The sequence below is a fragment of the Gordonia sp. UBA7860 genome (genome assembly GCF_002500165.1).
In the GTDB taxonomy this organism is placed as follows: domain Bacteria; phylum Actinomycetota; class Actinomycetes; order Mycobacteriales; family Mycobacteriaceae; genus Gordonia; species Gordonia sputi.
This window is the reverse complement of record NZ_DLSO01000116.1, coordinates 1-13,380: the sequence shown is the minus strand read 5'-3', so window position 1 is coordinate 13,380 and position 13,380 is coordinate 1. Positions and strand designations below refer to the sequence as shown.

10 protein-coding genes and 2 pseudogenes are annotated in these 13,380 nt (G+C 66.8%); 8 read left to right on the top strand and 4 right to left on the bottom strand.

The genetic code is table 11. The annotated features are described in order from the left end of the window. Positions 1-6 precede the first annotated feature (6 nt). The gene (locus B3T59_RS14295) at positions 7-1,599 is read left to right on the top strand and encodes a succinic semialdehyde dehydrogenase (protein WP_267625771.1); all 1,593 of its coding nucleotides are present in this window, start codon (positions 7-9) and stop codon (positions 1,597-1,599) included. A 52-nt stretch (positions 1,600-1,651) separates the two neighbouring features. Here the strand turns inward: B3T59_RS14295 and B3T59_RS14290 are convergent, their stop codons facing one another. Further along, positions 1,652-2,209, bottom strand: a complete 558-nt coding sequence (locus tag B3T59_RS14290) for a hypothetical protein (protein WP_287003919.1) — start codon at positions 2,207-2,209, stop codon at positions 1,652-1,654. A 137-nt stretch (positions 2,210-2,346) separates the two neighbouring features. Between B3T59_RS14290 and B3T59_RS14285 the strand changes: the two genes are divergently transcribed. The 6 genes and pseudogenes from B3T59_RS14285 to B3T59_RS14260 all read left to right on the top strand — a co-directional run bounded on the left by B3T59_RS14285 (position 2,347) and on the right by B3T59_RS14260 (position 9,692). Next, a complete protein-coding gene (locus tag B3T59_RS14285; protein ID WP_267625633.1) occupies positions 2,347-3,594 on the top strand; it encodes a sensor histidine kinase in 1,248 nt (415 codons plus the stop codon). Continuing rightward, a complete protein-coding gene (locus tag B3T59_RS14280) occupies positions 3,591-4,271 on the top strand; it encodes a response regulator (RefSeq protein ID WP_267625632.1) in 681 nt (226 codons plus the stop codon). The genes B3T59_RS14285 and B3T59_RS14280 overlap by 4 nt, the downstream gene beginning before the upstream one ends. 78 nt (positions 4,272-4,349) lie before the next feature. Next, a complete protein-coding gene (locus B3T59_RS14275; RefSeq protein ID WP_287003916.1) occupies positions 4,350-5,561 on the top strand; it encodes a PQQ-dependent sugar dehydrogenase in 1,212 nt (403 codons plus the stop codon). Positions 5,562-5,627: 66 nt separating this feature from the next. Beyond that, positions 5,628-6,431 carry a cyclase family protein gene (locus B3T59_RS14270; RefSeq protein ID WP_005206115.1) on the top strand — a complete coding sequence of 268 codons (804 nt, stop codon included), beginning with the start codon at positions 5,628-5,630 and terminating at the stop codon, positions 6,429-6,431. A 121-nt stretch (positions 6,432-6,552) separates the two neighbouring features. Then, positions 6,553-8,691 (top strand): ArnT family glycosyltransferase, encoded by a 2,139-nt coding sequence (locus B3T59_RS14265; protein WP_287003915.1) that lies wholly within the window; start codon positions 6,553-6,555, stop codon positions 8,689-8,691. A 150-nt stretch (positions 8,692-8,841) separates the two neighbouring features. Beyond that, positions 8,842-9,692, top strand: a pseudogene (locus B3T59_RS14260) (alpha/beta fold hydrolase). A 74-nt stretch (positions 9,693-9,766) separates the two neighbouring features. Here the strand turns inward: B3T59_RS14260 and B3T59_RS14255 are convergent. Further along, positions 9,767-10,549 (bottom strand): hypothetical protein, encoded by a 783-nt coding sequence (locus B3T59_RS14255; protein WP_287003913.1) that lies wholly within the window; start codon positions 10,547-10,549, stop codon positions 9,767-9,769. Positions 10,550-10,652: 103 nt separating this feature from the next. Then, positions 10,653-11,345, bottom strand: a complete 693-nt coding sequence (locus B3T59_RS14250; RefSeq protein WP_005206119.1) for a DUF6474 family protein — start codon at positions 11,343-11,345, stop codon at positions 10,653-10,655. 132 nt (positions 11,346-11,477) lie between these two features. Here B3T59_RS14250 and B3T59_RS14245 point away from each other — a divergent pair, with 132 nt between their 5' ends. Continuing rightward, positions 11,478-13,190: a TM0106 family RecB-like putative nuclease gene (locus tag B3T59_RS14245; protein ID WP_287003912.1), complete on the top strand. Its 1,713-nt coding sequence runs from the start codon at positions 11,478-11,480 to the stop codon at positions 13,188-13,190. Here B3T59_RS14245 and B3T59_RS14240 read toward each other — a convergent pair. Further along, positions 13,140-13,380 (bottom strand): annotated as a pseudogene (locus tag B3T59_RS14240) (hypothetical protein); the annotation flags it as partial. The gene B3T59_RS14245 and the pseudogene B3T59_RS14240 sit on opposite strands and share 51 nt — an antisense overlap.

Here is a 13,380-nt window from a genome sequence, read left to right as displayed (position 1 = left end):
CCGATTATCGACTCTCGACCACTTCCCACGCAGCAGGAGGCTCCGATGCCCAAGCCAACACCCGACTACTTCGAACGACTCGGCGCTTTGGTAGCGATCGACAACGCCGCCGCACGCCCGACCCGATCCATCCTCGAAGCGTTCAGCGGCGTCGAAATGGCGACCATTCCGGTTGCCACCGCAGAGGATCTCGAGACTGCGGTGTCGCGGGCGCGTGCCGCTGCGCAGGGGTGGGCCAAGCAGTCGCCCGCAGAGCGCGCGAAGGTACTGAAGAAGTTCTCCGAGTTGGTGTTTGCCAACGCGGCGTCGTTGATGGATATCGCGCAGGCCGAGACGGGCAAGGCTCGCTCGTACGCGCAGGAAGAGGTTGTCGACGTCGCGCTGACCGCGCGGTACTACGCGACGCACGGCCCGAAGATGCTCGCCGAGCGCAGGGTGCAGGGCATGCTGCCCGGTGCTACCAAGGTGCGCGTGCGGTATCAGCCCAAGGGCGTCGTCGGAGTGATCAGCCCGTGGAATTACCCACTCACACTTGCGGTTTCGGATGCGGTCGCCGCCCTGCTCGCGGGTAACGGCGTGGTGATCAAGCCAGACAGCCAGACTCCCTACTGCTCGCTGGCGCTGGCTGAGCTGCTCTACGAGGCGGGTCTGCCGCCCGCGCTATTCGCGGTGGTCCCGGGCCCGGGAAGTGTTGTGGGACAGGCCATCATGGCGACCTGTGACTACGTGATGTTCACCGGATCGTCGGAGACCGGAGCCTCGCTCGCCGAGCAGGCGGGGCGTCGACTCATCGGTTTCTCCGCAGAACTCGGTGGCAAGAATCCGATGATCGTGACGGCCAACGCCAAGATCGACCATGCCGTCGAAGGTGCTGCGCGAGCGTGCTACTCGAATTCCGGCCAGTTGTGCATCTCGATCGAGCGGCTCTACGTCGACAAGGCCATCGCCGACGAGTTCACCGAGAAGTTCGGCACCTTTGTTCGCAACATGAAGCTCGGGGCCAACTACGACTTCAACGTCGACATGGGGTCGCTGGCTTCGGCCGCACAGGTCGAGACGGCCGAAGCGCACGTCGACGACGCCGTGTCGAAGGGTGCGACGGTGGTCGCGGGCGGCAAGCGTCGCGCCGACCTCGGCCCCTTCTTCTTCGAGCCGACGGTGCTGTCGGGCGTGACCGACGAGATGACCTGCTTCCGCAACGAGACATTCGGCCCGGTCGTGTCGGTGTATCCGGTCGACTCCACCGACGAAGCGATCAAGCTGGCCAACGACACCGACTACGGTCTCAACGCGAGCGTCTTCGCGGGCAGCAGCGACGAGGCGCAGGCGATCGCGGAGCAGTTGCGCGCGGGCACCGTCAACATCAACGAGGGCTACGCCGCCGCGTGGGCGTCGACCGCGGCCCCGATGGGCGGCATGGGGATCTCGGGCGTCGGCCGCAGACACGGCGAAGAGGGGCTGCTCAAGTACACCGAGCCGCAGACGATCGCCGAGCAGCGCTTCATCGGCATCGACAAGGCACCCGGAGTGCCGAAGAGTGTCTACCGCGCGGTCACCCCGCTCGCGGTGCGGTCGCTGAAGTTCCTGCCGGGACGGTAGTCGCTGACTGCCGGGAGTAGTTGCCGACCGCGATGACCGATCGTGCGGGCGGTCAGTCATCGGATGCCGAGAACATCGCCCACACAGGTCCGGTCAGCAACCAGATCACCGTGATCACGCCGAGCTGCGGAAAGATCCCGCGAAGCGCGTTCGCCTGATCGGGATTTGCGACGGTGACCGACAGCAGCATGGCCGCGCCTGCCGCCACCGCCGCAGCAACCAGCCAGCGGCCGAAGTCGGCGACCTCGTTGCGGAGTGCGACCGGACCCCGCCGAGGGCGTTTAGCGGGAGCGGGGCCGCCTGCAAAGCGGTGGGCGAAGCGGGCGTCGGCCCATCTGATGACCGAGTGGCCGAACGCAACCGTGACACCGAGATAGACACCGGCGATCCGGTGCACGGTGGTGACCTCGCTGCCGTGTGCGAGATCGACTGCCACAGCGATCAGCAGGATCAGGTCGACGAGTGGGACCAACAACAGGACCAACGACGACGCCCTGGGCCGTCGCAGCAGGTAGCGCACCGACAGCCCGCTGATCAGGACGGCCCAGAAGCCGACTTCGCATCCGAGGATGACCCAGGTGACGGGGGAGTTGAGCAGTTCAGAACTCATGCCACCACGATGCGTACCGCGGCTACACTCGCGCATCGGCCGAACCGACGAGTGGGCGTCGGCCGTCGGCACTCATCCTTTCGTCGGATGTTCGCGGGCCGTGACCGTGCCACGATGGCGGTATGTGGCGTGTTCCGGTGCCCAGAGCCCTCCTCAACGACGCCGCGCTGACAGCGCTCTTCCTCGGGCTCGGCGTCGCCATCTACGCGGCGGGTATCGCACACATCGGCGGACCCGGCGAAGCGCTGGGGCCGTCGTGGTTTCCGCTTGTCGTCCTCGGTCTCGCGGCCTGCTTTCAGCTCGGCCGCTCGACGCATCCTGCCGTCGCGCTCGCCGGGGTCACATCGCTTCTGATCGTCGATACGGTGGTGGCGCCGTCGGTCCCGATCTGGCTGGTGTTCTCTGACATCGTCTATGCGGTGTGCGTCTACGGTGGGGCGCGAGTGGTGCATCTGCTGTTCGGGATCTGCGCGTTTGTGGCACTCGGCGTGCTGACGCTGGTCGCGGCGTATCAGGAGACGTCGAATTGGCGATTCTTGTTCATCTGCGTGCTGTGGCTGATCGCTTTCGTCGCGTCACCACTTGCCTACGGATTGGCGGTTCGCGAGCACCGCACAGCCCTCCACCTCGAGCAGGAGCACGCACAGGCGCTCTCCGCGTTGGCCGCCCGTGAAAAGGCCGACGCCATCGTCGATGAGCGTCGCAGACTGGCGCGCGAACTGCACGACGTGATCGCGGGTCGGCTGTCGGCGATAGCGATGCATTCGACTGCGGCGCAACAGTATCCAGATAATGCCGCGATGAGTCGGCGCGCACTCGCGGCAATCCGCACCAGCAGTGTCGACGCGCTCACCGAGATGCGCGGGCTCATTGAACTGCTAGCAGCGGATCCGGAAGGGGGGAGCTCGTCGGAGAGAATCGAGCGCGAAGCGGGCGGGCTGCGTCGCCTCGACCGCATGATCGCGCCGATCCGTGAGTCGGGAACCCGGGTCGACCTCGTGCACCCGACGCACGCGTCTGTGGCCGTACTCGCCGCCGAACTCTCGGCCGTCGTCGACATCGCTGCGCACCGCATTCTCGCGGAAGCGCTGACCAATGCCGTGACTCATGCTCCTGGACAACCCATTTCACTCACCATCGAGTTTGTCGATGACGTCCTTGGTATCGAGGTTTGCAACCCGCTCGGCACCGACGCCGCGCCGCGCGTACCCGCACGAGCGGGCGGTGGTCGTGGAATCGACAACATGACCACTCGTGCCCGGATAGTCGGCGGCAGGCTGACCGCGCACGCGGTGAAGGAGCAGTATGTCGTGACGGCGCGTTTGCCCGTCGACTCGGCGTGCACCGCCGCTCCCGACCGGTGGAACTCCGAGGCGCAACGATGACGGGGATCTCGTCGACGCGGGTGTTGATAGCCGACGATCACGCCGCGATCCGCGCAGGTATCACGATGATGCTGGAGCCCGCAGCGGGGATCGAGGTGGTGGGCGAAGCCGCTGACGGTGACGAGGCGGTGGTCGCAGCCGACGAACTGCGTGCCGACGTCGCGCTCATGGACGTACGTATGCCGGGAACCGACGGCATCGCGGCGACGGACCGGATCGTGCGAGCGGGCTCGTGTCGCGTGATCGTGTTGACGACATTCGACCTCGACGACTATGTCTTCGGCGCGCTGCGCGTCGGAGCCAGTGGCTTTCTGCTGAAGACCGCGTCGGCCGAAGCGATCATCGAGGCTGTTCGCGCTGTCGCGCGTGGCGATGCCGCGCTTGCGCCGGAGGTCACCCGGCGAGTGTTGGAATCGTTTCGTGGATCAGGGGGCCCGAACCTCGCCGCTCGTGTGTCATCGGCTTCCTCGCTGCACGCGCCGATCGACGACCTCACCCAGCGCGAACGAGATGTACTGAGATGTCTTGGTGCCGGAATGACGAACGTCGACATCGCGACGTCGTTGTTCATCACGGAGGCCACCGTGAAAACTCACGTCTCGCGGGTGTTGATGAAACTCGACGTCAGATCCCGCGTGCAGGCCGCGATACTCGCGCGCGAAAATGGTGAGGTGTAGCGGGCCCGACGCCGCAGCGAAGGGGGCGATCTGTCCGATACGCACCATCGGATACCCGGCAGCCCTTACGGTTGGGCCATGTCGCCGCAGCGCAGCGTACTGAAGTTCGGTGTGATCTCGTGTGTCCTCGCAGCCGGTGTGGCGGGAACCGTGGCAGGAGCGGCGTCGGCCAGCGCCGCGCCGGGTCTCGCGGTGAGCACGGTCGCGACCGGGCTGAGTCATCCCTGGGACATCGTCACCGCACCCGACGGCACGATCCTTCTCGACGAGCGTGCGGGTCGGTTCGTGGCGATCAGGCCGGGGCAGGCGCCCCAGACAGTGCGTGCTGACGTGGGCAATCTCTGGGTCCACAGGGAAGCCGGACTGATGGGCCTTGCCGTCGATCCGGGATTCGCGCAGAACCGTCGAATCTATTCGTGTCAGGCCGAGAAGGCCGGCACCGGATCGTCGGTCGCGCAGGGCGCCAAGATTCCGCAAGATGTCGAAAGCGTCCCGCTGCCGTGGCCGAACACCGGGCAGCAGGTCACGGTCGCCTCGTGGCGGGTGTCGCCGGACTGGTCGAGTATGCAGCGTGAGCGCACTGTGTTGGCGGGCATTCCGGTCAACGCGAGCGGACGGCACGCCGGATGCGGGTTGGCGGCGTCGTCGGACGGGACGCTGTGGATCGGCACCGGCGACAACGCGACAGCGTGGTATCCGCAAAGTCGACAGTCGTTGGGCGGCAAGGTGTTACACGTCAATGCCGCAACGGGCAGGCCCGCTGTGGGAAACCCCGACCCCGCGAGCCCGATCGCGACGCTCGGCCACCGCAACGTGCAGGGCATCGCGGTGCAACCGGGCAGCGGACGGGTCTACTCGATCGAGCAGGGCACCAGCGTCGACGACGAGCTCAACCTCATCCGGCCCGGCGCCAACTACGGTTACCGGCCCGACCGCGCACCAGTGATCTACGACGAATCGGTGCCGATGACCGACCCCACGCGGGTACCGGGTGCGGTCGGTCCGATCTGGAAGTCGGGTAACCCGACGATCGCAACGCCCGCACTGCAGTTCTTGCCGAGCAGCGGCTGGGGCGACTGGAACGGGGCAGTCGTCATCGCGGCGCAGAAGGCCGAGAAGTTGGTTGTGGTGAAGCTCGACGACAGCGGAACGCGGGTCGTCCACGTCGACGAGGCTTTGTCGGATCGGTATGGGCGACTGCGTGCCCTGGCGGTCGACAGGGACGGCTCGCTTCTCGTCGGAACGGACACCGGAACCGATCAGATCCTACGAATCCGACCAGGAGCCTGATTCATGTGTGACCCGGTGATGTGTGACGACAGCGATGAGTGACGGCAGCTATGTGTGACGGCAGCTATGTGTGACGACGACGTGGTGCGGCATGCGCACGAGGAAGCCAGGCGGTTCAGTCGTCGGACCGCGTTGCAGATGACCGCTGCGGCCGGCGCCGCGGCGGCCGGGGTCGGTATTGCGTCGCGACCTGCGCGCGCCTCGGCTCAGCCCGGTGCGACGCGAGTCGTCGACCTCACCCATCGACTGGGACCGGGCTTCCCGATGTGGCCCGGTAACCCGCCGGTGGTCAGCGTGCAGACGTCCCGAGTCGGGCCCGGCAACTCGGGCTTCGCCACCAGGTGGATGTCGTTCGCCGAGCACTCGGGGACCCACGTCGACGCCCCGGCGCACAAGATCGCAGGCGGGCGAACGGTCGACGCGATACCGGCGCGCGACCTCGTGGTGCCGCTGGTGGTGATCAGTATCGCGGCCGCTGCGCGCGGAAATCGGCGGGCGGTCCTGACAGAACGCGACGTCGAAGGGTACGAACGCGTTCACGGTCGCATTCCGGCGCGTGCCTTGGTGGCGCTGCATTCCGGGTGGCAACCCGCGACAGGCGGAGCCGACGCGCCAGGGTTTGATCCCGCCGCGGCGCAGATGTTGGTGACCGAACGGGGGGTGTCGGCGCTGGGGACCGACACCTTGAGCGTCGACATCAAGGGCGGCGTCGGCGCGCACACAGCGATTCTCGGTGCCGGGCGGTACGCGGTGGAGGCGTTGGCCAACCTGACGGACGTTCCGCCCGCGGGTGCGCGCGTCGTCGTGGGAGCGCCTCGGTTCGCGGGCGGAACGGGTGGTCCGGCGAGGGTGCTCGCACTCGTCGACTGACGGACGCCCGCGTTCACAGACTTCTCCCAGCGAGGGTCCAGGGTCGCGGTAGCGGGGTCTCGGATTCTGGTAGACGAACCCAACCGAGACTTCTGCCTCACACCGAGATTCTGGAGGAATGATGACCGCAGTTCTGGAGCGGCGCGACGTATCGCCGCCCGCCGACGATTCACCACCGACGCCCAGGCGTCGCCGATTGGCCGGGCGTCCGGTGTGGTGGAGTCCGTTCGCGCTTGCAGGACTCCTCGTGGCGACCGCGGTGCTCTACCTGTGGAATCTCTCCGCCAGCGGATACGGCAACACCTTCTACGCGGCGGCCGCGTGGGCGGGCTCGCAGAGCTGGAAGGCGTGGTTCTTCGGAGCACTCGACCCGTCGAATTTCATCACCGTCGACAAGCCCCCGGCGTCGCTGTGGGTGACCGGACTCTCGGTGCGCATCTTCGGCATGAACAGTTGGGCCGTGTTGGTGCCGCAGGCGCTGATGGGCGTCGCGGCGGTGGCGCTGATGTACGCGACGATGCGTCGAGTGATCACCGATCCGAGGCAGGGGACCGCCGCGGGACTGATCGCTGGCGCGGTGCTCGCCTTCACCCCTGCGGCCGCGTTGATGTTCCGCTTCAACAACCCCGACGCACTGCTGGTGCTCTTGATGGTTGCCGCGGGGTACTGCCTGGCACGGGCGATCGCGACGAACTCCGGCCGGTGGCTGGCGCTGGTGGGTGTCGCGCTCGGCTTCGCCTTCCTGACGAAGATGCTGCAGGGCCTGTTGGTGCTGCCTGCATTCGGGCTCGCCTACCTGCTGTTCGCAAACAACGGTTGGCTCAAGCGAATTGGGCAACTCATCGTCGCGGCTGTGGCTCTCGTTGTGTCGGCCGGATGGTTCGTGGTGGCGACGATTCTGACGTCCGCCAGCTCACGTCCCTACATCGGCGGCTCGACGAACAACACGTTCATGGACCTCGTCTGGGGCTATAACGGCGTCGGACGCATCAGCGGCGGTTCGGGCGGAGGCCCTGGCGGCGGTGGCGGCGGCGCAGGAGGTTCCTTCGGCGGATCGACGGGCCTGAGTCGACTCTTCAGCTCGGAGATGGGCAACGAGATCTCATGGTTGCTCCCTGTCGCGCTCTTCGCCATCGCCTTCTGCGTGTACCTGATGATCCGCAGCTTCCCGATCTTCAACTATCGCAACGGTATTCATCGCACTGAGGCGGGCGCGGTTGTCGCCTGGGGTGGCTGGCTCCTGGTCACCGCGATGATCTTCAGCTACATGAGCGGCATCATCCACCCCTACTACACGGTGGCTCTGGCGCCTGCTGTTGCCGCGATGGTTGCGCTCGGTGGGGTGTTCGCGTGGCGACGTCGCGCCAACTGGGACGGACGAATTGCGTTGAGCGCCATGATCGGTCTCGCCGCAGGGTGGTCGATCGTCCTGCTCAACCGCAACGAGTGGGGTCCGGTCTGGTGCCGGTGGATCATCGGCGTCGTGGCCGTGCTCGCCGTGATCGGTGTGCTCGTGGGAGGTGCGCTCGGACTGAAGAAGCTGTTCGTGGCCTCCGTCATCGCGGGAGCGATCGCGGGATTCGCAGGGGCAGCGGCATTCTCGATCGCCACTGCCGCGACGGCACACCACGGGTCGATCCCGACGGCCGTGCAGACGAACGGCGTCCAGGGCGGCATGGGCGGACCGGGCGGGGGCGGTCCGAGCGGCTCGCGAGGCGGCAGCGCACAGAACGGCGCCGCACAGAACGGCGCCGCACAGAACGGCACCGCGCAGTCGAGTTCGGGACAGCCGGGAATGGGTCAGCCTCCCAACGGAACCCAGTCGAACGGCGGAACCCAGTCGAACGGCGGAACCCAGTCGAACGGCGGAACTCAGTCGCGCAGCGGAACCCAGAGCACGCGCTCGTTCGGTGGCGGCATGGGTATGGGCGGTCCGGGCGGCGAGTCGTCGACCAATGCCGAACTGGTGAAGCTGCTGCAGAGCACCAACAGCACCTGGGCGGCGGCGACCAACGGCTCGCAGTCGGCGGCGAACATCGAGATTGCGACGGGTAAGTCGGTCATGGCGATCGGCGGATGGAGTGGCGATCCCGCACCGACGCTCGACGAGTTCAAGCAGTACGTGAAGGAAAGCAAGATCGCGTACTACATCGGCGGCGGTCAGGGTGGTCCCGGAGGCAACTCTGCGATCTCCACCTGGGTGGCCCAGAACTTCACTGCCACCACGGTCGGAGGCACCACGGTCTACAAGCTGACGTGACGCACCACTAGTTGACGTAGGGTCAGAGCACCATCGGCGGCCCACCTTTCGCGCCGAGCGCGGGGGTGGGTCGCCGACGTCGTCAGACGGTACGCACGCGCACCAGGCCGTATCCGACCGCACAGTATCCGACCGAGCATCTGGAGAGCCATGATCGAGAAGATCACCGAGTTCAGCCGAGACGGATGGACCTTCGACGTCGTCGATTCCGGTCCGATACCCGGTGCGGCGTCGGACATTCCGGTGATCCTGCTGCACGGCTTTCCGGAACGCGCATCGTGTTGGGAGGACGTGACACCGCTACTCAATGAGCGCGGACTGCGTACCGTTGCACCCGATCAGCGTGGCTATTCGCCGCCGCGCGACCACAGTCGGTGCGCGACTATCGAATCAGCGAACTCGTCGACGACGTCATTGCCTTGGCGGACGCGCTCGACGCGCCGCGCTTCCACCTCGTCGGACACGACTGGGGCGCGGCAGTGTCGTATTCGGTTGCGGCCCGTCACCCCGATCGGGTTGCCACGTTGACGACGTTGGCCGTTCCGCACACCGGTGCCTTCTTGCGCTCGATGCCCCGCGGACAGGCGCTGAAATCGTGGTACATGGGGTTCTTCCAACTGCCGAAGGTGCCCGAGCGGGTCATTGCGTATGGCGCGAAGCACGGCGGTGGGCGACTCGAGATGTATCCCGGCTTCTCCGAACGACTCTCACGCGAGATCGTCGACTACGGTGCGCTCACCGGAGGGATCAACTGGTATCGCGCCATGCGGTTCTCGTCGATCGGTTCGCTCGCGAACGACAAGGTGCGGGTGCCCACCACCTACCTCTACGGCGACAAGGACCACTTCTTGAGTAAGGCGGGTGCGCGCGCGTGCTCTGAATTCATCGACGCCCCATACGAATTCGTGGTCTTGCAGGGCGTCGACCATTGGATGCCGCAGCGCGCGCCCGAGGCGATCGCCGATGCGATCACCGCGCGGGCGGAGTCGTTGTCGGACTGAGAAGCTGACTGACTGAGAAGCTGCCGGACTGAGGAATGGCTGCCGGGCCGAGAGGCTACCGGCGGGCTGAAGAGCTACTGGTGGTGCCGTCGCCAACGCAGCACGATCAGCAACGCGACGGCGAGTGCCGCAAGGGCACCGGTGATCGCGCCGAACGCGATGGGCATCGCCGGATTGGCCGCGGGAACCTCGGTCCGTCCCGATCTGATGCGCGCGAAACCTGCTCTCGCGGCGTCGGATTCGGCAACGGGATCGGAGGCCGTCGGTGCCGCGGGCGCTGGGGTCGTCGGCGCGGATGCAGGTGCAGTCGTCGCCGGCGGTGTGGTTGGCGCAGACGTGGTTGTCGGCGCAGACTCCTGGGCGCTCGTCGGCTCGGAAACCGGGGCCGATGGCGCCTCTGCCTCGAACAATGTCGGTTCGTCTGCAGCAGGGGGAGTGGTCGCGGGGGGAGTGCTCTTCGGGGGAGCCTTTTTCTCCGCGGCCTTGGTCGGAGGAGCCTTCTTCGCGGCGTTCTTTGCCGCCGACGGTGTCGCGGCACTCTTCGTCGGAGCGCTCTTCTTCGCTGCGGTGGTCTTCTTCGCCGCGGCAGTCTTCTTGGCAGGCGCGCTCTTCTTCGCTGCAGGCGCCTTCTTCGCGGGCGTGGACTTCTTGGCGGGCGCTGACTTCTTCGCCGCGGGGGACTTCTCGGTCGGGGACTCCTGCGTTGAAGACGCCTCAGCGGGAGACTCTTCAGCAGGCGACTTCGCAGCGGCAGACGTGTGTGGGGGCACAGCCTTCTTGGCGGCGTCGTTCGTCTCGGCGGCGGGCTTGCGCGACGCGTCGTCGGATGGTGTCTCGCCGGAAGTCGGGTCTGTCATGTCGGGACGCCCCCTGGGGTCGGTCTGGATGGTCCTCATCGTAGGCGCGGCGTCGAAGCAGCAGAGATGTTCGACGCCGCGCGTGGGTCGACGTGCGGTGTCGCTACGTGCGGACGCCGAGTCGGGCCATGATGTCGGCGTCGATGGCGCTCAACTCGTTCTCGACCGCCCTGTGTGCGGTCTTGCGCTGCTGCGGCGGCATCGATTCGGCGGCCTCGACGGCGATGGCGAGATTGTCGAGGCGGGCGGTCATGGCGTCGACGAACTGCTTGGTATCCGACGACGTGTCCTGCGCCGACACCTTCTGCAGCGACGTGCGGAGCGAGTCGATACGAGCCAGCAGGGGTGCGCCGCTGCCCGAGTACTTGACCAACTGCGCCGGCGACACGCCGATGCGCTTGGCCTGGAGTTCGGTGATCTTGCCGCGGCCGGCGACCGCGACGCGGTAGATCACGGGCACTGCGATGGGCGCGACCAGGCGTGCGACGGTGAGGAATCGCTTGACGCTTGCGGGGCTGAACGGCTTGGCGTCGGCAGTGGCTTTTGCTTTCGCGGCAACGGTTTTCGCCTCGGCCTTCGCGACCTTCTGAGCCGCCTTTGCCTCGGCCTTCAAGGTCTTGCGCTGCGCCTTGAGTTCTTTCTCGACGATCTTCGTGCGCGACTTGTGCAGCTCCTTGGACGCCCTGCGCCTGTCCTTCGCAGCCAGCTTCGCGTCGAGCTTCGCCTTGGCTTTGAGGGCCTTGGTTTCTGCGCGTCGTTGAGCACGAGTCTTACCGTCGGACGAGAACAATCCCATGCGGGCACCTTTCCCTGCGCCAGTTTGCTACAAGCATTGCATAGGCTCGATACAGACCGATCACATCCGTCACACCGGCGGTGCGATCGACAGCCCAGATGTCTGATGAGCCGGTGAGAATCGAGGTGGGGTGTGGCCGCGGCCGTGTTGCATCCACGCGACCTGGCGGGATGCGAGCATCGGGTCGCCCTGGATTTCAGCCATCCCGACCTCGTCCGCGACCGGGCAGACACCCCTGAGGCGGCCCGTCGCAAAGAGTCTGCGCAGCTGCGACGTGAACGCATCCGCGACTTCCTGCTCGGACTCCACAGCGGCGAACCGTCGAACACGTTTGTCGTCGTCGACGACGGCCCGCACGCGCAGCGCGTTGCCGCCACCCGGGAGGCATGCTGGTCGGGTGCCAAGTGGATCTGGAATGCGACGCTGCCGACCGACCGTGAACACGGCAGACGAGGGCATTCAGAGCTTCTGCTGCGCGTCGGCGAGCCCGACGACGCGGCGTCGGGTTACATCCCGATCATCGTGGTGAACCATCGCGTGACATATCCGGCGAAGAACCCGCGTCTGCACACCGCCGAGGTACCCACCCTCGTCACCAGTCCGCTGTGGGGGTGGATCCCGGCGCCCGACCCGTTCCGTTCGCCCCGAAGCAACCGCCGCGACCAGCTACGACTGGCACACCTGACGCAGATGCTCCTCGACGAGGGACTCTCGCCCGACGTCGAAGAAGACGAGTTGCGCGCGGGGGTCATCGGACTCGACGCCGACTGCATCGTCGTGCACAGGGTCGGGACGTCGCTTCCCGACTATCGCGAGGTATTCGATCGCAGGCAGCGCGTCGCGGCGGGGGACATCGCGACGACGCCGCGTCGGATCGGTGAGTGTCGCGGGTGCCCGTGGTGGGGGCGATGCGGCCCTGAGCTGGAGGAACGTCGAGATGTCAGCCTCGTTGCCAACGGCAACCAGGGCGACGCATTACGCGCGGTCGGGATCACGACGATCGATCAACTCGCCCGCTACGACGGCGACCCGCCTCCAGACTGGCCCGCCAACCAGAGCTTCGACGACGCGGTCATCTGCGCGATCGCGTGGCTCGCCGACATTCCACTCGTCCGTCGCGTCGAGGAGCCGAATGTCGCCCGCGCCGACGTCGAGGTCGACGTCGACATGGAGAGCTTCGGCGAGGACGGCGCGTACCTGTGGGGCACCCTGCTCACGGACAACACCGATCCCGCTCGAGACGTCGTCTATCGCGGCTTCGCCACCTGGACGCCGCTGCCGACGGCCGACGAGGGGCGGGCGTTCGCCGAGTTCTGGACGTGGCTGATGGCCGAGCGCGCCGACGCGCACGCAGCGGGCAAGACCTTCGCCGCGTACTGCTACTCGCAGCAGGCCGAGAACAGGTGGTTACGCGCGTCTGCCGATCGGTTCGGCGATGAGCCCGGCATGCCGACGCGGGCCGAGGTCGAGCAGTTCATCGCGTCGGACGAGTGGGTCGACATCTTCGAGGCGGTGGGACGCAACTTTGTCGCACCGAACGGCAAGGGGCTCAAACGTGTTGCGCCCGTAGCTGGTTTCGGGTGGCGCGACGCGGAAGCCGGGGGCGAGGCCTCGATGGACTGGTACCGACGGGCGGTCGGGATAGGTGGCGTCGACGTCGACCTGAGTCAGCGTGACCGGCTACTCGAATACAACGAGGACGACGTGCTCGCCACCAAGGTTCTACGCGAGTGGATGGACGGCTCGGCCGTCGTCGAGCTTCCTTTCGCCGACGACCTTCTAGCTTTCCGACGCTCAGGCGCGAGTCGAGCGGAGAGCGTCGAGGAACGAACCGCTTCCGAGTAGCGCGACGGCGCCGAGAAGTAGCAGTGCGCCCGGCGCGATGTCGGCGACGAACCCCGTGAAGCTGCTCAGGCTGACGCCACCCGACTTCGCGGGCGCAGCGGCCGGTGGTGCCTGCGCGGCGGCCGCAGCGGAGCCGCTGCCATTATTCGACGGCGCACCATCGCGCTGTGTGCCCGAGCTGCTGCCCGCC